The sequence below is a fragment of the Delftia lacustris genome (genome assembly GCF_040267515.1).
In the GTDB taxonomy this organism is placed as follows: domain Bacteria; phylum Pseudomonadota; class Gammaproteobacteria; order Burkholderiales; family Burkholderiaceae_C; genus Comamonas; species Comamonas tsuruhatensis.
Window position 1 is genome coordinate 3,297,169 of record NZ_CP141274.1, and the last position, 21,051, is coordinate 3,318,219.

General features: G+C 66.9%; 18 protein-coding genes. 12 read left to right on the forward strand and 6 right to left on the reverse strand.

Translation table 11 applies throughout. From position 1 onward, the window contains the following. Window positions 1–89: 89 nt before the first annotated feature. From U6958_RS16520 to U6958_RS16535, 4 genes are all read left to right on the forward strand, one after another. Complete coding sequence (locus U6958_RS16520; RefSeq protein WP_143044626.1) at window positions 90–302, forward strand: hypothetical protein; 213 nt, start codon at window positions 90–92, stop codon at window positions 300–302. After that, window positions 299–1,036: a GntR family transcriptional regulator gene (locus U6958_RS16525; RefSeq protein ID WP_016453385.1), complete on the forward strand. Its 738-nt coding sequence runs from the start codon at window positions 299–301 to the stop codon at window positions 1,034–1,036. Before U6958_RS16520 ends, U6958_RS16525 begins: the two co-directional genes overlap by 4 nt. Before the next feature lie 221 nt (window positions 1,037–1,257). After that, window positions 1,258–2,091, forward strand: coding sequence for a flagellar filament capping protein FliD (fliD, locus tag U6958_RS16530; RefSeq protein WP_016446975.1), 834 nt, complete (start codon window positions 1,258–1,260; stop codon window positions 2,089–2,091). Between the two features lie 39 nt (window positions 2,092–2,130). Next, window positions 2,131–3,891, forward strand: coding sequence for a methyl-accepting chemotaxis protein (locus tag U6958_RS16535; RefSeq protein WP_074923197.1), 1,761 nt, complete (start codon window positions 2,131–2,133; stop codon window positions 3,889–3,891). An 11-nt stretch (window positions 3,892–3,902) separates the two neighbouring features. Here U6958_RS16535 and U6958_RS16540 read toward each other — a convergent pair whose 3' ends face one another. Together U6958_RS16540 and U6958_RS16545 are read right to left on the reverse strand one after the other, a co-directional pair. Then, complete coding sequence (locus U6958_RS16540; RefSeq protein ID WP_016446973.1) at window positions 3,903–4,310, reverse strand: hypothetical protein; 408 nt, start codon at window positions 4,308–4,310, stop codon at window positions 3,903–3,905. A gap of 107 nt (window positions 4,311–4,417) precedes the next feature. After that, window positions 4,418–4,807 (reverse strand): hypothetical protein, encoded by a 390-nt coding sequence (locus tag U6958_RS16545; protein ID WP_016446972.1) that lies wholly within the window; start codon window positions 4,805–4,807, stop codon window positions 4,418–4,420. A 207-nt stretch (window positions 4,808–5,014) separates the two neighbouring features. On the opposite strand from U6958_RS16545, the gene U6958_RS16550 reads away from it, so the two are divergent. The 4 genes from U6958_RS16550 to U6958_RS16565 are packed head-to-tail and all read left to right on the forward strand — an operon-like array spanning window position 5,015 to window position 11,164. Further along, window positions 5,015–8,518, forward strand: coding sequence for a response regulator (locus U6958_RS16550; RefSeq protein WP_016453387.1), 3,504 nt, complete (start codon window positions 5,015–5,017; stop codon window positions 8,516–8,518). 13 nt (window positions 8,519–8,531) lie between these two features. Beyond that, the gene (locus tag U6958_RS16555; protein ID WP_074923196.1) at window positions 8,532–9,371 is read left to right on the forward strand and encodes a protein-glutamate O-methyltransferase CheR; all 840 of its coding nucleotides are present in this window, start codon (window positions 8,532–8,534) and stop codon (window positions 9,369–9,371) included. Beyond that, on the forward strand, window positions 9,371–9,985 hold the full coding sequence (locus U6958_RS16560; RefSeq protein ID WP_016446969.1) for a chemotaxis protein CheB: 615 nt from the start codon (window positions 9,371–9,373) through the stop codon (window positions 9,983–9,985). The genes U6958_RS16555 and U6958_RS16560 overlap by 1 nt, the downstream gene beginning before the upstream one ends. Before the next feature lie 48 nt (window positions 9,986–10,033). Then, window positions 10,034–11,164: a hybrid sensor histidine kinase/response regulator gene (locus U6958_RS16565; protein ID WP_016446968.1), complete on the forward strand. Its 1,131-nt coding sequence runs from the start codon at window positions 10,034–10,036 to the stop codon at window positions 11,162–11,164. Between the two features lie 45 nt (window positions 11,165–11,209). Here the strand turns inward: U6958_RS16565 and U6958_RS16570 are convergent, their stop codons facing one another. The 4 genes from U6958_RS16570 to U6958_RS16585 form a co-directional block, all read right to left on the reverse strand. Next, a complete protein-coding gene (locus U6958_RS16570; protein WP_016446967.1) occupies window positions 11,210–11,581 on the reverse strand; it encodes a response regulator in 372 nt (123 codons plus the stop codon). A 185-nt stretch (window positions 11,582–11,766) separates the two neighbouring features. Then, the gene (locus U6958_RS16575) at window positions 11,767–12,576 is read right to left on the reverse strand and encodes a metallophosphoesterase (protein ID WP_016446966.1); all 810 of its coding nucleotides are present in this window, start codon (window positions 12,574–12,576) and stop codon (window positions 11,767–11,769) included. A 27-nt stretch (window positions 12,577–12,603) separates the two neighbouring features. Continuing rightward, window positions 12,604–13,608: a diacylglycerol kinase family protein gene (locus tag U6958_RS16580; protein WP_016446965.1), complete on the reverse strand. Its 1,005-nt coding sequence runs from the start codon at window positions 13,606–13,608 to the stop codon at window positions 12,604–12,606. 123 nt (window positions 13,609–13,731) lie between these two features. Further along, window positions 13,732–16,380 carry an EAL domain-containing protein gene (locus tag U6958_RS16585; protein WP_074923195.1) on the reverse strand — a complete coding sequence of 883 codons (2,649 nt, stop codon included), beginning with the start codon at window positions 16,378–16,380 and terminating at the stop codon, window positions 13,732–13,734. A 440-nt stretch (window positions 16,381–16,820) separates the two neighbouring features. On the opposite strand from U6958_RS16585, the gene U6958_RS16590 reads away from it, so the two are divergent. From U6958_RS16590 to U6958_RS16605, 4 genes are all read left to right on the forward strand, one after another. Further along, complete coding sequence (locus U6958_RS16590; protein WP_223275219.1) at window positions 16,821–17,291, forward strand: YjfI family protein; 471 nt, start codon at window positions 16,821–16,823, stop codon at window positions 17,289–17,291. 40 nt (window positions 17,292–17,331) lie between these two features. Then, window positions 17,332–18,042, forward strand: a complete 711-nt coding sequence (locus U6958_RS16595; RefSeq protein ID WP_016446962.1) for a PspA/IM30 family protein — start codon at window positions 17,332–17,334, stop codon at window positions 18,040–18,042. Window positions 18,043–18,117: 75 nt separating this feature from the next. After that, window positions 18,118–18,786, forward strand: coding sequence for a hypothetical protein (locus U6958_RS16600; RefSeq protein ID WP_016446961.1), 669 nt, complete (start codon window positions 18,118–18,120; stop codon window positions 18,784–18,786). Window positions 18,787–18,917: 131 nt separating this feature from the next. Continuing rightward, a complete protein-coding gene (locus tag U6958_RS16605) occupies window positions 18,918–20,993 on the forward strand; it encodes a flotillin family protein (RefSeq protein ID WP_074923194.1) in 2,076 nt (691 codons plus the stop codon). Window positions 20,994–21,051: the final 58 nt, after the last annotated feature.

Sequence of the window (21,051 nt, forward strand, 5' to 3'; positions counted from 1 at the left end):
GAGGATATTCTTGTAGGTCCAATTATTAAAACGCAATTCGTTTCTTTAATAAATCCCACTGCTAACTTGTGTACAAGAAAGAGTACTAAATGCGTGAATGGACCATTGGCCATTGCCTGATCGCAAATCAGGCAATGGTATTGCTGCTACGGTCGGCGTATACCCTGTCTTCGGCCATGCGCGAGTCCGGTGTCGAAGGCAAGGCCTGGCCCTTCTTCAGGGCTCCGGGCATGTCGTTGCCAGCCCCTGACGGCGGCCAGCGGCAAGGCCTGCGTGCTCCAGCAGGCGTGGCAGTCGCATGAGCATCGCGGTTGTTTCCTCGCCGGTGTGCGAGACGCGCCAGGGGCCTGCAAGCAGCGCGCATTCGCTGGCTGCGCAGATCTACGCCTGCCTGAAGAACGACATCTTCGATTTCCGCCTGCTGCCTGGCGACCGTTTCAGCGAAGGCGAGATCGCCACGCGCATGCAGGTCAGCCGCACGCCCGTGCGCCAGGCGCTGTTCTGGTTGCAGCGCGATGGCTATGTGGATGTGCACTTCAAGAGCGGATGGCAGATCAAGGCCTTCGACTTCAAGTACTTCGAGGATCTGTACGAGGTGCGCACCCTGATGGAGACCAGCGCCGTGGCCAGCCTGGTGGGCGAATCGCTGCAGTCATTGCAGCCGCTGCGCGAAGTCTGGTGCGTGCCCGAGGAGCAGCGCGAGACCGACCCCGCCGTCGTGGCCTCGCTGGACGAGGCCTTCCATACCGGCCTGGTGGCCGCGACCGGCAACCAGGAGATGGCGCGCATCCACCTGGACATTACAGAGCGCATCCGCATCATCCGCCGCCTGGATGTGATCAAGCTGCCGCGCGTCTCGGCAACCTATGACGACCATGCCGCCATTCTTGCCGCCATCGAGGCCGGCGATGCCGCGCTGGCCCAGTCCTGCCTGAAGCAGCACATCGCCGACAGCCGTGCCGAGGTCAAGCGCATCACCTTCTACATGCTGCAGACGGCGCGCGAGCGCTATGGAGCCCTGCAGCAGACGGCCTGATGGTCGGGATGTGTGGAACGGGCCTCTTCGGAGGCCCTTTTTCATGGGCGCACGGCTCGCTGGGGGAAGGCGCGCGTGCATCCGGCCCGGCAAAGGCTTCAAGTCGCGGGTAAGCGGCCCGCTTATCCCTGCATTGCGGCGGCGGCGTCCCGGTAGTCTCCCTGCCAAACCGTGGACGGGCCCTGCGCCCGCACCATCCGCAAACTTACAGGGAAGAGAACATGAGCATCAGAACCGACAACCTGAATGTGCAAAGCCTGTTGGCCCGAGCCCAGTCCAGGCTCAACAGCAGCACCACGGCGCAGACGGCTTCGGACTCGGTCATCAAGAAGAGCGATGCGCAGGCCGGCGCCACGAAGACGGACAGCACCAAGACGGAGACCACCGAAGCGGAGAAAGTCCGCAAGCTGGCGCCTTCGCTGTCCAAGGCGCACGAGCGCATTGCGGCCCAGGCCCAGGCGGGCTCGACCTCGCTGTCGGCGCTGGGGCAGTTCAAGTCGTCCCTGGTGGATCTGGCCACGGCGGGCAAGGAGATGGCGGCCCTCACGGCGACCAGCACCCCCCAGTCGGTCCAAGGTGCGCTGGAAAAGCTGGTGGCGCGCTACAACGCCAGCGCGGCCAAGGGCAATGCCAGCGCGGCCGCCGGCTCCACCACCGATGTGGGTGCCACCCGCGCGCTGCGCGAGCTGCGTGCGGCCATCATGAGTGTCACGGGCAGCGCGACTTCGCCCAGCCTGGCCAGGATCGGCATCGTCCAGCGGCAGGACGGCACGCTGGCGGTGGACGCCAAGGCCCTGGAAAAGTCCATGGCCACAGATCCCGCAGGCGTGACCTCGGCCCTGGCCGGCATTGGCAAGGCGGTGGAAAACAGCGCCAACGATGCACTGTCCACGGGCAGCCGCCTGAGTTCGTCCATGGCAAGCCTGGGCGACCGGGTCAAGGCGCTGCAGCAGCAGCAAAGCGCCGTGGTGGCGACGGCCGAGAAGCTCGGCGATTCCCTGGTCGGCTCGGCCAACTGGAATCGCATGGTGCTGGACGCCTACCTCAAGAACTAGTTTTTGCCGCGTTTCCGTCCCGCATCCTGTTTCCCCATCATGAAAAATCTGCGCATAGGCCTTCGTCTCGGAGGCGGTTTCACCATTCTTTTGCTGATCATGCTGCTCATCAGTGTCACCAGCATCGTCAGCATGGGGCACATGGCCCGCTCGACCACGGAAATCACCGAGGTAGCCCTGGCCAAGGAGCGGATGATCAGCGACTGGTTCCGCAACATCCACTCGGGTTCGCGCCGCACAACGGCCATTGCCAAGAGCAGCGATCCCTCGCTGGCCACCTTCTTCGCCGAAGACGCAGCCGAGTCCTCGCGCCAGTCCAGCAAGCTGCAGGACCGCATCGAGCCGCTGCTGCAGACCCAGGAGGAAAAGGACATCTGGGTCGAGATCAAGAAGGCGCGCGCCGGCTATCTGGCGGGCCGCGACGTGGTGACCAAGGCCAAGGCCGAGGGCCGCGCCGAAGACGCCGAGCGCCTGTTCACCCAGCAATACCAGCCCGCCACGCAGCGCTATATCGACATGGTTCAGCGCCTGCTGGACATGCAGCGCGCGGCCATCGACAGCTCCGCCGCCGATGTGCTGGTGCGCTTCTCGGCCAGCCGAGCCGCCATCATCACGGTGGTCTCGCTGGCCTTTGTGCTGGGCGTGCTGGCCGCCTGGTGGATCACGCGCGGCATCACCAGGCCGCTGGCCGAGGCCCTGCGCGTGGCGCGCACCGTGGCCAACAACGACCTGACCAGCCGCATCACCGTCGATTCGCGCGATGAAACGGGCCAGTTGCTGCAGGCGCTGCGCCAGATGAACGACAACCTGGCCCAGGTGGTGGGGCAGGTGCGCTCGGGTGCCGACAGCATTGCCACGGCTTCGGGCGAGATCGACGCGGGCAACCAGGACCTGTCCTCGCGCACCGAGCAGCAGGCCAGCTCGCTGGAGCAGACGGCCGCTGCCATGGAGGAGCTGACCAGCACGGTCAAGCAGAACGCAGAGAACGCGCGCCAGGCCAATCAGCTGGCCGCTTCGGCGTCGCAGACAGCCGTGCAGGGCGGCAAGGTGGTGGCGGGCGTGGTGGACACCATGGGCGGCATCAGCGAGTCCAGCCGCAAGATTGCCGACATCATCGGCGTGATCGACTCCATTGCCTTCCAGACCAACATCCTGGCGCTGAACGCCGCCGTGGAAGCGGCGCGCGCCGGCGAGCAGGGCCGCGGCTTTGCCGTGGTGGCCGGTGAGGTGCGCGCGCTGGCGCAGCGCAGCGCCTCGGCGGCCAAGGACATCAAGGACCTGATTGCCGACTCGGTCTCCAAGGTGGAGGCGGGCACGCGCCAGGTGGCCGAGGCCGGACGCACCATGGACGGCATCGTGCAAAGCGTGCAGCAGGTCAGCGACCTGGTCGCCGAGATCACCGCCGCCAGCCAGGAGCAGAGCAGCGGCATCAACCAGGTGCACCAGGCGATTTCGCAGATGGACACGGTGACACAGCAGAATGCGGCGCTGGTCGAGGAGGCGGCCGCTGCAACCGGCTCGCTCAAATCCCAGGTGCACCAGCTGGCCGCTGCAGTGAGCGTATTCCGTATCGAGGGCGTGGCGTCCGCTCGTCCGGCGGTGGCGCCAGCCCCGGCCCCTGCCGGGCGTGCACAGCCTGCGGCAGCGCAGATGCGCGCTCCTGCCAGGCCGCTCGCCGCGCCTGCGGCTGCTGCGTCCCCGGGCGCACCCGCCGCCAAGCCTGCAGCCGCCAAGCTGCCGGCCTCCCGGCAGTCCGTGCCTGCCACTGGCAAGGACGATGGGGACTGGACCTCGTTCTGAGCCCGGCCAGGTTACTTGGGGGCGCCCAGCTCGTACTTGGAGCCCTCTCCCTGGCCGTCGGTGATGGCGGCGGCCTGGCCGGCGGCCGGGTTCACGCCGCCTGCATCTTCCTTGTTGGTGGCGCCTGACCCGCTTGCCGGTTCAGACGCCCGGGCGGGCAGCGGCGCGGCAGCCGGCAACGGCTCATGCGGGTCGCCCTTGGCATGGGGCATGACCTGCTCGGCCGTGATCACGGGCTGGCCCAGCAGGGGCTTGTCCGGTGGCGGCTGGTTGAAGCGCGGCACTTCGGCCATGGGAAATCCCGCGCGCTGCGACGAGGTCTCGCCCGAGCAGGCAGCCAGCGTCAGCAAAGAGCTTGCGGCGACGCCCAGGGCCAGCCGTCTGGCAAGTGTCGTGGTATGCACAAATTCATGGGGCATGGTTGTTCTCCGGTGGTCTATCTTCCGGCCGACATGCTCCCACGCGCCCAGGGCTGGTGGCGTAGGTCCATGCCGGATTCCCGGTCGCCGACCACCGCAATCCTTGCTCAGGGCTGGCTGCCGCTGGCCTTCCACGATCCGTCGGGCTGCTTGCAGAACCAGAAGCGCCAGTTTTCCGAGGTCTTTTTCAGGCGCACATCGGCCGACAGCAGGCGGCAGCTTCCGGCCGTCCCGGTCTGCACGGTCTGCTGCGGCTGCAAGGCCAACGTCACGCGCTGGTTGGTTCGGTTCGGGCCGCTGGTCCATTCGGTCACGGAGCCGTCGGCGGCCTCGTTGAGCACCTTGGCCACGGCGGCCTTGGCATCGGGCAGGTCCCTGGCGGGAATGCGCGCGGCGATGGTGTCGTTGAGGAAGATCGAAGCCGCAGCGCTGGCGCTGGTGGACACCAGCGAAGCGGCAGCGGCCAGCGATGCGACGGTGATGGCAAAGGTTTTCATGCAATGGGTCCTGGAAAGTGGGCCGACGCCCGCAGCGGGGTGCCGGAAGGAGAGTATCGGGCCATGTTAACGGCTGCAATGGCGCCTGCGGGCGTCGCGCGCCGCCGAAACCAGCGCAAGCTGCGCCACAGTGCTGCCGAGGGCTGCGCAAAACGTTTACAGTCCTTGGCGGATTTCCCCGTCCCTTCCTGCCAGAAACTCCACTGCATGCCACGATCCTCCCGCAATCAGAGCACCCAGCGCTTTGCCATTCCATGGACACTTGTTGCCGGCTTTGGCGCGGCGGCACTGGCCACCCTGGTCATTGCCTTCGTCAATTTCAGGGCGTCTGAGACGCGAGGCCAGGCCGTGGTGGCCATGGACCGCACGACACTGGCCATGCGCCAGCTCAGCCAGCTCAATGCTTCGCTCAAGGACGCTGAGACCGGGCAGCGCGGTTTTCTGCTCACGGGCGACCCGGCCTACCTGCAGCCCTACCAGCAGGCACGCGATGTGCTGATGCAGCAGCTGGAGGCGCTCAAGGCGCGCACTTCCAATGACTCCGACCAGCACCGGCTGCTGGCGCAGATCGAGGAGATATCGGCCCAGAAGCTGCGCGAGCTGCAGGAGACCATAGACCTGCGCAAGTCCGGCGATCTGGACGCCGCCATGGCCCTGGTGCGCCTGGACGTGGGCAAGAACGCCATGGACCGGCTGCGCGAGCTGATCGACGACCTCTACACGCACCAGACACGGGAGCTGGCCCAGCGTCGCCAGCTGTGGGTGGAGGCATCCACCACCTCGACCTACTATTCCTGGGGCGGCTCCCTCATCCTGCTGGGCCTGATCCTGGCATCGGCCGCGCTGACGGTGCGCGAGTACCGCGTCAAGGCCCGCCAGTCGTGGGTGACGTCCGGTCTTTCCGGCCTGGGGCAGCAGTTGCAGGGAGACCACCGGCTGGAAGACCTGGGCCAGAAGGCGCTGGAGTACCTGGCCAACTATTTGCGTGCCGATGTGGGCGCCGGCTATGTGGTGGACTGCGCCGATGGCGGGTTGCGCCTGTTCGGCGGCTATGCCCTGCCGCGCGAGCGACTGCAGCAAAAGCTGCTGCCCGGCGAGGGGCTGGCGGGCCAGGCGGCCGCGTCGCGCAAGCTGCTGCATGTCAGCGATGTGCCTGCCCAGCATTTGCAGATTTCCTCGGGCACCGGCCAGTCCAGCCCCTTGCAGCTGATGCTGGTGCCCGCCATGGAAAACGGCGAAGTGTTCGCCGTGATCGAACTGGGCTTTCTGCGCCCCGTGGGCGAAGCCGAGCGCAGCCTGCTGGAGCGCGCCTCCGAATCGCTGGCCGTGGCCATTCGCTCGGGCCTGGACCGTTCGCGCCTGGAGACCTTGCTGGAGGAAACGCGCCGCCAGTCGGAAGAGCTGCAAGCCCAGCAGGAAGAGCTGCGCGTGAGCAACGAGGAGCTGGAGCAGCAAAGCCGCATCCTGCAGGAGTCGCAGACCCAGATGGAGCACCAGCAGACCGAGCTGGAGCAGACCAATGCCCACCTGGAAGAGCAGACCCAGCAGCTGGAGTACCAGCGCGAGCAGTTGCTGCGCGCCCAGGGCGCGCTGACCGACAAGGCCCGCGAGCTGGAGCTGGCCAGCCAGTACAAGAGCGAGTTCCTGGCCAATATGAGCCACGAACTGCGCACGCCGCTGAACTCCACCCTGATCCTGGCCAAGCTGCTGGCCGACAACAGGCCGGGCAATCTGCAGGCCGAGCAGATCAAGTACGCGCAGACCATCCACGCCGCAGGCAGCGACCTGCTGGCGCTGATCAACGACATCCTGGACCTGTCCAAGATCGAGGCCGGCCAGGTCACCGTGGTCGCCGAGCCCGTGACCATTGCCACGGCGCTGCAGACGCTGATGGAGCCGCTGCGCCCGATTGCCCGCGAAAAGGGCCTGGAGCTGTCCTGGACGGTGGACCCGGGCGTGCCCGCCACCATGCAGACCGATCCCATGCGGCTGGCCCAGGTGCTCAAGAACCTGTTGTCCAACGCGCTCAAGTTCACGGCCAAGGGCTCGGTGGGCCTGCAGGTGTCCTGCGCGCCCCAGGGCATGCTGTCTTTCGCGGTGCGCGATACCGGCATCGGCATTGCCGAGCAGCAGCAGCAATTCATCTTCGATGCCTTCCGCCAGGCCGATGGCAGCACGCACCGCAAGTTCGGCGGCACGGGCCTGGGCCTGTCGATATCGCGTGATCTGGCGGGGCTGCTGGGCGGCACGCTGACCGTCTCCAGCACGCCTGGCCAGGGCAGCGTTTTCACACTGACCGTGCCCGTGAGCCTGGAGTCGGCCGAGTCCGGCCCGGCCACGGCCGCGACTGCCGCACCGCAGCCTCAGCCGCAGGGGCTGCGAGAGGCCTTGGCAGCGTCGTCCGTGCCCGTGCTCGCAACGGCCAACGTTGCGCCCGCCGCACCTGCGTTCGCGCCGCCCATGTCGCCTGCCATGGCACCTGCCGCGTCGGCGGCAACGGACGCCCTGCGCAAGAGGGGTCAGAGCGGGCGCCGCATCCTCGTGATCGAGGATGACCTGCGCTTCGCGGACATCCTGTCGGAGCTGGCGCGCGAGATGGATTTCGAGTGCGACGTGGCCAATACGGCGTCCGACGGCCTGTCCATGGCGGCCGACAATCAGCCCAACGCCATCGTGCTCGATATCAACCTGCCCGATTTCTCGGGCCTGGGCGTGCTGGACCAGCTCAAGCGCAACCCGGCCACGCGCCACATTCCCGTGCACGTGGTCTCGGTCGCGGACTATTCGCAGGAAGCCATGGGGCGGGGTGCCGTCGGCTACGCGCTCAAGCCCGTCAAGCGCGAGGAACTGGTCCACGCCCTGCAGCGGCTGGAGGCCAAGTTCACCCAGGACCTGCGCCGCGTGCTGGTGGTGGAGGATGACGAGCGCCAGCGCGAGAGCGTGCGCCACCTGCTCAGCCGCAGCGATGTGGACATCGTCTGCGCGGGCACGGCGGCGGCCGCGCTGGATCATCTGCGCGGCTCCACATTCGACTGCATGGTGATGGACCTGAACCTGCCTGACATCAGCGGCTACGAGCTGCTGCAGCGCATGACGGACCAGGACGATGTTTCCTTCCCGCCTGTCATCGTCTACACGGGCCGGGCGCTGTCGCGCGATGAAGAGCAGCAGCTGCGGCGCTTTTCCAAGTCCATCATCATCAAGGACGCGCGCTCGCCCGAGCGCCTGCTCGACGAGGTCACGCTGTTCCTGCACCAGGTGGAGTCGGAGCTGTCGGCCGAGCACCGCCAGATGCTGCAGGTCGCGCGCAGCCGCGAGTCTGCGCTGGAAGGGCGCACGGTGCTGGTGGTGGAAGACGATGTGCGCAACGTGTTTGCGCTGTCCAGCATCCTGGAGCCCACGGGCATCCGCGTGGAGATCGCGCGCAACGGGCGCGAGGCGCTGGAGGCGCTGGAGTCTCGCGGCGCAGCGCAGGCCGGTATCGACCTGGTGCTGATGGACATCATGATGCCCGAGATGGATGGCTACACCGCCATGCGCGAGATCCGCAACCGGCCGCAATGGCGCCGCCTGCCCATCATCGCCCTGACCGCCAAGGCCATGAAGGACGACCAGGAGAAATGCCTGGCCGCCGGTGCCAACGACTACATCGCCAAACCGCTGGACGTGGAAAAGCTGCTGTCGCTGGTGCGGGTGTGGATGCCCAAGTAGCAAGGAGGACGCGATGCCTCAGCTGAAAAAAGCCCGCACCGCCGACATCGAGCAGCGCCTGCTGATCGACGCCATCTACCACCGCTACCACTACGACTTCCGGGGCTATGCCCAGGCCTCGCTCAAGCGGCGCCTGCAGACGGCCCTGGTGCAGTTCGGCTGCCAGACGCTGTCGCAGCTGCAGGACCGCGTATTGCATGATGCAAGCGTGTTCCCGGCGCTGCTGGAATACCTCACGGTCCAGGTCAGCGACATGTTCCGCGACCCGAGCTATTTCCGGGCGCTGCGCACCGAGGTGGTGCCGCTGCTGCGCACCTATCCCTCGCTCAAGGTCTGGGTGGCCGGCTGCAGCGCGGGCGAGGAGGTGTATTCGCTGGCCATCCTGCTGGAGGAGGAGGGCCTGCTGGACCGCACCCTGATCTATGCCACCGACATCAATCCGCATGCGCTGCGCGCGGCCGAGCAGGGCGTGTTCGACATGTCGCGCGTGGCGGCCTTCACCGACAACCATGCGCGCTCGGGCGGGCACAGCTCGCTGTCGCACTACTACACGGCGCGCTACGGCCGCGTGGTCTTCGACAAGGGGCTGCGCGAGCACATGGTGTTCTCCGACCACAGCCTGGCCACCGACAGCGTGTTCGCCGAAATGCACCTGGTGTCCTGTCGCAACGTGCTGATCTATTTCGAGCGCGAGCTGCAGGACCGGGCGCTGGGCCTGTTCCGCGATGCGCTGTGCCATCGCGGATTCCTGGGGCTGGGCTCCAAGGAGTCGCTGCGGTTTTCAGGGCATTCGGAGGCCTTCGAGGACTTCGTGCTCGAGGACCGCATCTACCGCAAGAAGGCCGGGCTGTGATGCCCGTGACCACGAACACACCCGCCTCCGACGCCGCCACAGCCTACGAGGCCATCGTGATCGGCGGCTCGGCCGGCGCGCTCGATGCGCTATCGGTGGTGCTGCCCGCGCTGCCGGCCAGCCTGCGCGCCTCGGTGCTGGTGGTGCTGCACCTGCCGCGCGATCGCCGCAGCCTGCTGGCCCAGCTCTTCGGCCCGCGCTGCGCCGTGCCGGTGCGCGAGGTGCAGGACCAGCAATGGATCGAGCCTGGGTGCCTGTACTTCGCCCCGGCCGACTATCACCTGCTGGTGGACAGCGGCCCCCGGCTGGCGCTGTCGCTGGATGCGCCCTGGCATTTTTCGCGGCCCTCCATCGACGTGCTGTTCGAGTCCGCTGCGGATTGCTATGGCGAGCGGCTGCTGGCGGTGCTGCTGTCCGGCGCCAATGACGACGGCGCGCAGGGCATGGCCAGCGTGCACGCCGCCGGTGGCCTGGCCGTGGTGCAGGCGCCCGACGGCGCCCGCATGCCCACCATGCCGCTGGCGGCGCTGGCCCGCGTGCCGCAGGCCCAGGCGCTGGCGCCCGAAGGCATTGCCTCCCTCATTGCATCGCTGCACCGCCAGGGAAGGCTTTGAATGTCCAGCCGGCACGCCCCCACAAGACTAAATACCGAGAGAGAATCCATGCCCCATACAGATCGCGTCAAATGCTTGATCGTCGATGACATCGCCGAGAACCTGATCGCCATCGAGGCGCTGCTGCAACGCGACGGCATCGAATTCCTCAAGGCCCAGTCCGGCCCCGAGGCGCTGGAGCTGCTGCTCAACCACAGCGACGTGGCCCTGGCCCTGCTGGATGTGCAGATGCCCGAGATGAACGGTTTCGAGCTGGCCGAGCTGATCCGCGGCAGCGAGCGCACGCGCCATATCCCGCTCATCTTCATGACGGCCGGCTCGCGCGAGCACAACTGGCAGTTCCGTGGCTATGAGAGCGGCGCCGTGGACTTCCTGTACAAGCCCATCGATCCCCACATGCTGACCACCAAGGCCAATGTGTTCTTCGAGCTGCACCAGCGCAAGCAGGCACTGGCCCATCAGTTGCAGGAACGCACCGAGGCGCTGCGCATCAACGAGATGTTCATGGCCGTGCTCAGCCACGACCTGCGCACGCCGCTGCAATCCATCAAGGCCGCCGCCACGTTGCTCACGCGCCAGCCCGATACGGGCAAGGTGGCCAGCATGGCCGAGCGCATGCTCAGCAGCAGCCAGCGCATGTCGCGCATGATCGAGGACCTGCTGGACGTCACCCGCATCCGCCAGGCGGAAGGCCTGCCGCTGTCACCGCGGCCTACCAGCTTGCAAGCGCTGCTGCAGCGCACGCTGCAGGAAGTGGAGACGGGTTTTCCGCAGCGGCGCCTGGACAGCGAGATGCTGGGCAATCTCGATGGCACCTGGGATGGCGAACGCCTGTGCCAGGTGCTCACCAATCTGGTGGGCAACGCCATGCACCATGGCGATCCGGCGCAGCCTGTGCAGGTGACGGCCGATGGCAGGCAGGACCATTGCGTGGTCATCACGGTGCGCAACGGCGGCACCATTCCTGCGGAGCTGATGCCCACCCTGTTCAACCCGTTTCGCGGAGGAGAGCGCAAGCCGGGCCAGCACCAGGGCCTGGGCCTGGGGCTTTTCATCGCGCACCAGATCGTGCGTTCGCACAACGGGCGCATCGATGTGCACTCCGCCGATGGCGTGACCAGCTTCAGGGTGGAGTTGCCGCGCGAGATGGCAGCGGGAGGCTCCAAGGCCGTGCTGTGACGGCGGGAGCCGATGGACCGGCAGGCCGGTCTCGGGAAAATGGGCTCAGTGGACGGGCCTGGTGTGCAGCGCTTCCTGTATGGAGTCCAGCAGCGTTTCCAGGTCCTCGATCTCGAAGGGCTTGAGCAAGGTCCGCACCTGGGGACCCCAGGCGGCCGGGTAGGGCCCCAGGTCGTAGCCGGAGCACAGGATGATCCAGCGCTGCGCATCGGCCTGCAGCAGCTGCCGCGCCAGATCGGTGCCGGACAGGCCCGGCAGACTGACATCGGAGACCACCACGTCGAAAGGCTGGCCCGCATCCAGTTCCAGGGCCTGCTCGGCAGTGGCGCAACTGGTCACGAAACGGGATTCGCTCTCCATCAGCAGGCCAATGGTTTCTCGCAGGTCGGCATTGTCTTCAACGTACAGGATTCGCATATCTCTTTGTTGCAGTGCGTCATGCTGCTATCAAAAAGGCAGCATGGACGAGGGCTGATCATCCACACCCGCCGCCCTCCATCACGTAGGACAGCATGCAAACTTGGTCGACGGTTGCCTTCTGTGCGCGCCAGGCGATGGATTGTGCAACACAAAGGCAAGTCCCACGAACGGCCTGTGCGATCTCAAGTCTGGGCAGTGGGCAGGGGATCCAGCACATGCCTTTGCACGGGCAGGAATTCACCGGCCTGCCGCGAATAGTCCCAGCGCGTGAGCTGCCGGCGCCAGTCCTGGCCTGTGGCGCCATCCCGATGCTCCAGGGTGAACAGGCTGTTGGGCGCATGGGCGCGCAGCCGCACCGAGACCGCGGTGCCCGCCTGCGCTGCCCACAGCCCGGGCAGGGGCTGGACCAGGCCGGGGTCATGCCCATGGCCCGAGAGCACCAGTTGCGCTCCGGCATCGCGCCAGCGGGCCAGTGCCTGCGCGGCGCGGTGAGGACGGTGGCTGCGGTCCTCTTCGTGGGCCGCAGCCAGCGGGTGGTGGCTGACGACGATGCGCCAGTCGGCGGGGCTGGCCTGCTCCAGGCGCTGCGCCACGTGCAGGATCTGCCCGGCCGACAGGCTGCCGCGCTGGTGGCGCCACCAGCGTGTGGTGTCCACGCCGATCACGCAAAAGCCTGGCACGGCGCACCAGGGCTGCAGTTCGGAATCGATCCAGCGCACATAGCGGTCGTGGGCGTGGCCACCCAGCCGTTCCCACCAGGCGAGCAGCGGCAGGTCGTGGTTGCCGGGCACCACCAGTCGCCGGGGCACGGAAAGGCTGTCGAGAAACTCCCGCGCCTGGGCAAATTGCGCGGCCGTGGCGCGCTGGGTCAGGTCGCCGGAGACCACCAGCAGCGTTACCGGCAGCCGGGCCGCCAGTCTGGCCACGGCGGCGCATACGGCCTGATCGTGGGCGCCGAAATGCAGGTCCGACAAATGCATGAGCAAGGCCATGGGCGCTCCTTGTTCCTCATTCGGCGGTCAGGAGGAGGCGGGCTCTGCCGGGGCAGGCACCACCAGCCACAGCGGCTTCTCGCCCAGGCGAAAGCGGATGGGCGGTGCCATCCATTCGCGTTCGCCATCGAAGGCCACCTTCATGCGGCGAGGACGCCGTCCTGCTGGCTCCGCCACCAGCTCGGTACAGGCCAGGCTGGCGACGGCATCGTCCTGGGCCAGCCGTCCCATCACCGCATTCCAGACCACGCGCGCCGGGGCCTCGCTGGCCTGGGGCAGCAGCAGCACGGCGGCCAGATGCCGGCCATCGGCCACGGCGCGGGCCTCGTCAATCCCCACGCGCTCCAGCTGCAGTGGGTTGTTGCCGACGAACAGGGTGGTGGCCAGGTGCTCCTGTTGCTGCAACGGCGCATCCCGGTCGGGGCGCAGGGCCACGCGCCAGCGGCGCACGCTGCCGCCGCGCAGGATGCTCCAGATGGAGGCGGCTATGGCCACCAGCCGGGTGCGGCCGAAGCGGGTGGACGCGCGTTCGCGTTCGTCGAGCAGGCGGGGGTACAGGCCCAGGCTGGCGTTCACCAGGAAAAGCCGTTCGTTGACCAGGCCCACGTTCACGGCCCGCATCTGGCCGGCCTGCAACGCCTGGAGAATGTCCTGCACGGCCTGGGCCGGCTCCAGTGACAGCGCCTGCTCGCGGGCGAAGTAGTTGAAGGTGCCCAGCGGCACCACGCCCATGGGCACGCCACGCGACCAGGCGGCCGAGGCCACGGCATTGATGGTGCCGTCACCGCCGGCGGCCACGACCAGGCCGCCGTCCCTGCGGGCACTGTCCACGGCGCTGGCGGCCAACTGCACGATGTCGGCCCTTGCGCCCGGCACATGCCAATGCACGCTGCGCTGCTGCAGCGCCGGCACGCCGGTCAGGCGGGCGCGCAGCTGCTCCAGGTCGGCGCCGGGGCGCAGCGGCACGATCAGGTGGATGGGGCCGGCGGGATCAAGCCTGGGCGGCTGGTTGTCGCAAGATGAGGGCGTCATGGAAGGAAGCGGGCTGGAACAGGCGCCGATTGTTCCGTGGATGGCACCTGCCGGTGCACCGGATCATGCAAGCGGTGCGCGTCAGCCAAAGCCGACAGTCTGCGGGCTGCTGACTGTACCTGTTCACTCGCGCCAGGGGGCGCGGTAGTCCAGCATCTGCGCCAGCGGCACGGGCCGCTCGAACAGATAGCCCTGCGCATGCTCGCAGCCGAGCTCGTGCAGCAGCTGCGCCTGGGCCTGTTCTTCCACACCTTCGGCGACCACCTTGACGCCAAAGCCCTGGGCAATGCGCAGCACGGCGGTCACGATGGCCTTGTCGGACTCGGAAGCCGGCAGCTGGCCCACAAAGCTCTGGTCGATCTTGATGCAGTCAAAGCGCAGGCGGCTCAGGTAGGCCAGGGACGAGTAGCCGGTGCCGAAGTCGTCGATGGCGATCTTCACGCCCAGCGCGCGGATGGCGGCAATGCGCTGCAGCGTGGCGTCGCTGTCGTCCAGCAGCATGGACTCCGTCAGCTCCAGGGTCAGCACCCGGGCGGGCAGGCCGCTGGTGGCCAGCGCCTGCTCCAGCGTGCAGGCGAAGTCGGACTGGATCAGCTCGCGTGCCGACATGTTGACGTGCAGCTCGAAGTCGGCCGGCAGGTGTGCAAGGTGCAGGGCAATATCGTGCGCCGCCGTGCGCAGCACCCATTCGCCGACGCTCAGGATCAGGTCCGACTCCTCGGCCACCGGGATGAACACGCCCGGCGGCACCCTGCCGCGCGTCGGGCTTTCCCAGCGCACCAGGGCCTCGGCACCCACCATGCGGCCCGTGGCCAGATCCACCACGGGCTGGTAGAAAACGCGCAGTTCGTTGCGCTCCAGCGCCTGGCGCAATTCCATGGCCAATTGGGTGCGGCCCAGCATTTTCTGCGCCAGGCTGGGCTCGAACAGCAGGAAGGGGTGCGAGCCGCGCTGCGCCTCACCCAGCGCAATGCTGGCGTTGCGCAGCCACTCGGGCAGCGCGCCCGGCAGCAGCTCGCCGCTGACGGCGCCCGCGCAGGCGCGCAGCACGATGTCGTCCTTGCCCACTGAAAATGGCTGGTCGAAGATCTCCAGCAGATGGCGGCATTTGTCCTGTACCTGCAGCGGCGTGCACTCGTGCAGCCACAGCACGGCGAATTCATTGCTGGCCGTGCGCGCCAGCAGGGCCGGAAATTGCAGATGGTGGTTGAGCAGCCGCTCGGCCACGGCCCGCAGCAACTGCTCGCCCGTGCCATGGCCCACATCGTCGCGCACGCTGCGGAAGTTCTGCAGCTCCAGCAGGCACAGCGCGGCAGGGACGGGCGCGCCGGCGTTGGCGGCCGCATCGGCCTGCTCAATCAGGCCGGCGCGCGTGAGCAGCTGCGTCAGGCTGTCGTACTGCAGCAGGGTGCGCATGTGCTCGAAGGATTCCTGCAGCCGCTGCGCCATGTTGTGGAATGCCGAGACCAGGGACGAGGTTTCCACCACGGACGTGTCCGGCAGCGCCTTCACCGCGCTCCAGTCACCCTGGGCCAGGCGGTTGGCCGCGTCGGCCGCCACGGCCAGGGGGCGCAGCGCCCTGCGCAGGCACCACAGGCCCAGCGCCAGCCCCAGCAAGGCCAGGCCGACAGCCAGGAAAAGGGTCTGGCGGCTGTCCTCCCGCATGCTGCTGACCAGATCGGACTCGGGCTGCAGCACCAGGATCCGCCAGTCGATGCCGCGCACATCGTGGAAGGGGGTGACCTGCCCGTGGTAGATCTGGCCCTGCTCCGTGAAGCTCAGGTTGATGACACGGTCAGGGCCTGTCCGGGCTGGCGTCGAGCCCTCGCGCGCATGCCCGGGCAGGTGCTCGGGAAGCCGGGCTGCCAGCGAGCGCAGCGCCAGGTCGGGGCTTTCGGACAGGCGCAGGCGCACGGGCGGGTCGTAGGGGCCTTCGCGGCGTTTCAGCACCGACAGCTCGGAGGAGTGCGCCACCATGTAGCCCTGCGCATCGACCACGGCGATATGGCCATTGCCGCGCAGGGGCTCGTCGCGCAGAAAGCGGTTCATGCTGCTCAGCCGCACATCGGCGGCCAGCACGCCGGCCAACTGGCCGGACACACGCACCGCAGTGGCTGCGGAAATCGTGGCATCACCCCGGTCCCCCGTCACCGTGTAGATGGGCGACCAGTGCGGGCCGTCTTCGCGAATGGCGGGCTGGTACCAGGGACGCACGCGGGGGTCGTAGCCGGCAAGGCTGGACATGGGCGGGCCCGGCTGCAGTCCCTCGAAAATCTGCAAGGTTCCCTGGGTGCTGCGGTCCTGAAGAATCAGGCGGTAGTGGCCATCGGGCTCCAGCCGCACCCCCGTGTATTCGCCTTGCACGCCTCCAAAGCTCAACAGGCTGATCTGGTGGTGCTGGGCATAGAGCTCGGTGAATGAGCGTGTCAGATAGCCATAGATGGGCCGCAGGTCTCCGGGGGTGTAAAGCGCCTGCCGGGCCACGGTCTCGGCCAGGGCCTGCTGCACGCGCAGCGGAGTCTCCAGATAGTCGGCCAATTGGTGGCGCGTGGTGGTGGACAGGGAGTCGAGCAGCCGCAGGCTTTCGCGATTGATGAGCTGGTCCACCTGGCGCTGCTGCCAAGCCGCCAATAGCCCGGCCGTGACCACAAACACCGCAATGAAGGGGGCCGTGACTGCCGTGCGAAGTGAGAGCCGAAAGGCGGGCATGCAGAGGTTTCCGTAGCGTGCGCCGGGCAGCCAAGGGCCGGGTCTGCCTGCGACAGCGGCCATTGTGCAGTGCCTCGGCAGCCTTTCGCGGCAGCGGTCGCCCCTGTGCAGGACCTCTCCCGTGGGTGATAGGAAAAATTGTCGATAAATGATTTTCAGTAGAAAAAATGAATACTGAACGGGCATTTGCAGCAACGCAAAGGCATGGTCAGTGCGTCTGCAATGCCTTCCATTGCGGCACTCCTTTTACATATCCGTTTACAAATTGATCTTCATTACATGTAGACATCACATGTAATGGTCGTTATGGTATCCGCATGGAACAAAAGACATCAGCCCACTACCAGCGTCTGCACCGGCAACGGCTGCGCGAGCAGGGGCTGGTGAAAAAGGAGGTCTGGATTCTTCCAGAGTACGGTGCTGCATTGCAGCAATTGGAAAAGCAAATGCGCGTGTCCGGCTTGCAACCGGATTCAATGGTTCTCATCCACAAGGAGGGCAGCATGGACAACAGCAGACAGGCATATCGGGATATTCACGCCTTGGCGGGCGACCTGCAGCAATCAACGCTGGTGCAGGGCGGCCGGCTCCATATCGAGGTGCTTGAAGGCGCGGACGCCAGTCTGCTCATCAGCCTGCCCGAATTCGGCGATCTGCCGGTCCACGTGGCCCTGTCGGGCGACCAGCTGGTGGTGGAGGCCTTTCTCTGGCCTGCCGATCAGGTGCACGACCGCGCCGGCCTCAACGAGCAGATGCTGCGCCTGCAAAAGCTGTTTCCCTTCACCACCATGGCGCTGGAACCCCAGGCCCATGGCGGCGAGGGCTATGTGATGTTCGCCGCCCTGCATGCCAGCAGCAGCGAGGGCGACATCATTGCCGAAATCCTCACCCTGGCCGACAGCGTCATCCAGGCCACCGAGGCGCTGGCCCACTATCTGACCCCTGCGCCGGTGCCCGCGCCAGTGCAGGCCTGAAGCCTGCCCGTTGAAGACACTGAGCCCCAAGGAGATCATCATGACCATCTGGAACAAGCTGGTGACCGCGTTGCGCGGAGCAGCGCACGAGGCCGGCGAGGCGGTGACCGACAGCCAGGCCCTGCGCATCCTGGACCAGGAAATCCGCGATGCCGACAGCGACCTGAACAAGTCCAAGGAAGCGCTGGCCGACATCATGGCCAAGCAAAAGCTGGCGGCCGGCAAGCTCAAGCAGACCCAGGAACGCATTGCCGAGTACGAGGGCTATGCCGTCAAGGCGCTGGACACCAGTGACGAGGCGCTGGCGCTGGAAGTGGCCGGCAAGGTCTCCGTGCTGGAGACGCAGCGCGACGAGGAGCAATCCCAGCTGGATGCCTACACGCAAAGCGTGGAGCAGCTGCGCGTGGCCATACAGACGGCGCAGACGCATATCAAGCGCCTCAAGCAGCAGGCCGACACCGTCAAGGCCACGGAAAGCGTGCAGCGCGCCCAGGCCACGGTGGCCGGCCGCTATGCAGGCTCGCAGACGCGCGTGCAAAGCGCGCTGGATTCGCTGGAACGCATCAAGCAAAAGCAGGCCGAGCGCGGTGCGCGCATGGAAAGCGCGGCCGAGCTGGCGCGCGACAGCAGCGAAGACGCGCTGGATGCCAAGCTGCGCGCCGCCGGCATCACGCCCCAGGCGGGCAATGCGCAATCGGTGCTGGAACGCCTGAAGGCGCAGCGCGCAGCCGCTGGCGGAAAAAGCGCTTGATGCGCGGCCGTGGTCCGGGCAAGCCGCTTCGTGCCCGCCGTCCTGGCTGCCGGGTTTGAAGGGAGGAGATAAAACATGTCTGCATTCCTGCAATACGCGTTCGGCTTTCCGACCTTCATCTTCGGCGCCTTGCTGCTGTTCATGCTGCTGTACTGGCTGATCGCCATGCTGGGCCTGCTGGAGGTGGACTCGCTGGACCACTGGGTGCTGTTCGACGGCAGCGACCATGCGCACGGCGTGGAGCACTCGGCCAGCGCGCTGGCCGGGCTGCTGCTCAAGGTGGGCCTGGGCGGCATTCCGCTCACGGTCATCCTCACCGCGCTGTTCCTGCTGTCCTGGCTGGCTTCCTATGTGCTGTGCCATTTCGTGCCCATGCCCCAGGGCTGGACCCTGGTGAACCTGCTGACTGGCACCTTGGTGGCCGTGGCGGCTGCCGTGCTGGGCTTTGCCGCCACGGTGCTGGTGCTGCGCCCGCTGCGGGGCATCGTCAACAAGGTGGCGCCTGCAGAGGAGCCCAAGGTGCTGCTGGGCCGCACCGGCCTGGTGCGCAGCGCCGTGGTGGACGGCACGCAGGGCTACGGCAGCGTGGAGGACGGCGGCGCCGGCCTGAACGTGCAGATGCGCTCGCCCGAGCGCGCACTGGGCCGGGGCACCGAGATCGTGCTCATCGAGCACCTGCCCGAGCACAACGCCTGGCGCGTGGTCAGCAAGGCCGAGTTCGACGGCACCGAGCTGCCGCGCTAGCTCCAGGAATTTCCAGGAATTCCTTCCTATTCGTTCCCATTGATTCCCATTGGCCCGGGCGCCCGTGCGGCGGGCGCGGCCTTTGCGTTTTTCAGCGTTTTCACAGATAGCAATTCACAGGGGAGATTCGCATGAACATGAGCAATATGGAGTGGTACATCGTCGCCGGGGTGGTGATCGGTTCCGTCTTCGTCGTCATCCTCGGGCTGTTCGCCCTGGTCAAGGCCTTCTACATCAAGGTCCCGCAGGGCACGGCGCTGATCATCAACGACACCACCTCGCAGCCCAAGGTCAAGTTCACGGGCGGCCTGGTGCTGCCGGTGATCCACAAGAAGGAATTCATGCAGATCTCGCTGCTGACGCTGGAGATCGACCGGCGCGGCAAGGAAGGCCTGATCTGCCGCGACAACATGCGCGCCGACATCACCGTGGCCTTCTACCTGCGGGTCAATGAAACGGCCGAGGACGTGCTCAAGGTGGCCAAGGCCATCGGCGTGGACCGGGCCTCGGACAAGACGGCCGTCAATGACCTGTTCAACGCCAAGTTCTCCGAGGCGCTCAAGACCGTGGGCAAGCAGATCGAGTTCGTGAAGCTGTTCGAGAACCGCCAGGATTTCCGCGACCAGATCATCCATGTCATCGGCAACGACCTCAACGGCTATGTGCTGGAGGACGTGGCCATCGACTACCTGGAGCAGACTCCCAAGTCCTCGCTGGACCCCAACAATATCCTGGATGCCGAAGGCATCCGCAAGATCACCGAGCTGACGGCCAACCAGAACATCGTCACCAACGAGCTCGAGCGCAACTCCGACCTGGCCATCACCAAGAAGAACGTGGAGACCAAGGAAGCCATGCTGGCGCTGGAGCGCCAGCAGGCCGACGCCGAGGCCCGCCAAAAGCGCGAGATCGCCACCATCCAGGCGCGCGAGCAGGCCGAGACCCAGAAGGTGCAGGAAGAAGAGCGCCTGAAGGCCGAGCAGGCCCGCATCCAGACCCAGGAGCAGCTGGACATCCGCGAGGAAAACCGCCAGCGCGAAGTGGCCGTGGCCCAGCAAAACCGTGAGCGTGCGGTGGTGATCGAGGTCGAGAAGGTCACGCGCGCCAAGGAGCTGGAGATCGTGGCCCGCCAGCGCGAGGTGGAGCTGCAGCGCATCGAGAAGGAAAAGGCCATCGAGGTCGAGAAGGCCAACATCGCCAACGTGGTGCGCGAGCGCGTGGTGGTGGAAAAGTCCGTGGCCCAGGAAGAGGAACGCATCAAGGAAGTGCGCGTGGTCTCCGAGGCCGAGCGCATGAAGCAGGTCACCGTGCTGACTGCCCAGGCCCAGGCCGAGGAAGACCTGGTGCGCCAGGTCAAGAAGGCGGAGGCCGAAGAGGCCGCCTCGCGCCACAAGGCCGTGGAAGTCACGACCATGGCCCAGGCCGAGCTGGAGGCGGCCAGCAAGACCGCCGAGGCCAAGAAGAAGCTGGCCGAGGCCATCGAGGTCGAGCGCGCCGCGCCCGGCCTGGCCGATGCCAAGGTGCGCGAAGTCACGGCCGCCGCCCTGGAAAAGGAAGGCATGGCGCAGGCCAGGGTGATCGCCGAGAAGATGATGGCCGAGGCCAAGGGCCAGCAGGAAAAGGGCCTGGCCGAGGCGCGCGTCATCGAGGCCACGGCCGACGCCAACGAAAAGCAGGGCCTGGCCGATGCCAAGGTGCTGGAAGAGCGCCTGCTGGCCCAGGCGCGCGGCGAGGCCCAGGTGGGCGCGACCAAGGCCTTGGTCACCCGCGACGTGGGCACGTCCGAGGCCGATGTGCTGCGCGACAAGCTCTTCGCCGAGGCCAAGGGCCTGACCGAGAAGTTCACCGCGCTGGCCTCGCTGTCCGACCAGGCGCGCTCGCATGAGGAGTTCCGCATGCAGCTGGAGAAGAACTTCGAGCAGGCGCTGGCCGCCATCGAAGCCAACAAGAGCGTGGCGAAGGACCAGTCCGAGGTGCTGTCGGCCGCGCTCAGCAAGGCCAACATCGACATCGTGGGGGGCGAGGGCGCCTTCTTCGACAACTTCGCCAAGGCGCTGTCCGTGGGCAAGGCCGTGGAAGGCGTGGCGGGCAAGAGCCCCATCGTGCAGGACCTGATCGGCAAGTTCCTCAGCGGCAAGGGCGGCGCATCGCTGCTCAACGCGCTGGGCGACGGCAAGGGCCTGCCGCCCACGCAGAGGGTTGACTGAACGGCCGACTGAACGGGGCGGCCGCCCGGCCGCTCCCTCCGCCGGCCGCCCAGCCTCC

Coding starts and splice junctions, on each gene's coding strand:
- U6958_RS16585 (WP_074923195.1), bottom strand. CDS start 16,380: ATGGCCGCTGTCGCAGGCAGACCCGGCCCTTGGCTGCCCGGCGCACGC.
- fliD (WP_016446975.1), top strand. CDS start 1,258: ATGAGCATCAGAACCGACAACCTGAATGTGCAAAGCCTGTTGGCCCGA.
- U6958_RS16575 (WP_016446966.1), bottom strand. CDS start 12,576: ATGGCCTTGCTCATGCATTTGTCGGACCTGCATTTCGGCGCCCACGAT.
- U6958_RS16600 (WP_016446961.1), top strand. CDS start 18,118: ATGTCTGCATTCCTGCAATACGCGTTCGGCTTTCCGACCTTCATCTTC.
- U6958_RS16605 (WP_074923194.1), top strand. CDS start 18,918: ATGAACATGAGCAATATGGAGTGGTACATCGTCGCCGGGGTGGTGATC.
- U6958_RS16565 (WP_016446968.1), top strand. CDS start 10,034: ATGCCCCATACAGATCGCGTCAAATGCTTGATCGTCGATGACATCGCC.
- U6958_RS16580 (WP_016446965.1), bottom strand. CDS start 13,608: ATGACGCCCTCATCTTGCGACAACCAGCCGCCCAGGCTTGATCCCGCC.
- U6958_RS16570 (WP_016446967.1), bottom strand. CDS start 11,581: ATGCGAATCCTGTACGTTGAAGACAATGCCGACCTGCGAGAAACCATT.
- U6958_RS16520 (WP_143044626.1), top strand. CDS start 90: ATGCGTGAATGGACCATTGGCCATTGCCTGATCGCAAATCAGGCAATG.
- U6958_RS16590 (WP_223275219.1), top strand. CDS start 16,821: ATGGACAACAGCAGACAGGCATATCGGGATATTCACGCCTTGGCGGGC.
- U6958_RS16545 (WP_016446972.1), bottom strand. CDS start 4,807: ATGAAAACCTTTGCCATCACCGTCGCATCGCTGGCCGCTGCCGCTTCG.
- U6958_RS16525 (WP_016453385.1), top strand. CDS start 299: ATGAGCATCGCGGTTGTTTCCTCGCCGGTGTGCGAGACGCGCCAGGGG.
- U6958_RS16535 (WP_074923197.1), top strand. CDS start 2,131: ATGAAAAATCTGCGCATAGGCCTTCGTCTCGGAGGCGGTTTCACCATT.
- U6958_RS16560 (WP_016446969.1), top strand. CDS start 9,371: ATGCCCGTGACCACGAACACACCCGCCTCCGACGCCGCCACAGCCTAC.
- U6958_RS16540 (WP_016446973.1), bottom strand. CDS start 4,310: ATGCCCCATGAATTTGTGCATACCACGACACTTGCCAGACGGCTGGCC.
- U6958_RS16555 (WP_074923196.1), top strand. CDS start 8,532: ATGCCTCAGCTGAAAAAAGCCCGCACCGCCGACATCGAGCAGCGCCTG.
- U6958_RS16550 (WP_016453387.1), top strand. CDS start 5,015: ATGCCACGATCCTCCCGCAATCAGAGCACCCAGCGCTTTGCCATTCCA.
- U6958_RS16595 (WP_016446962.1), top strand. CDS start 17,332: ATGACCATCTGGAACAAGCTGGTGACCGCGTTGCGCGGAGCAGCGCAC.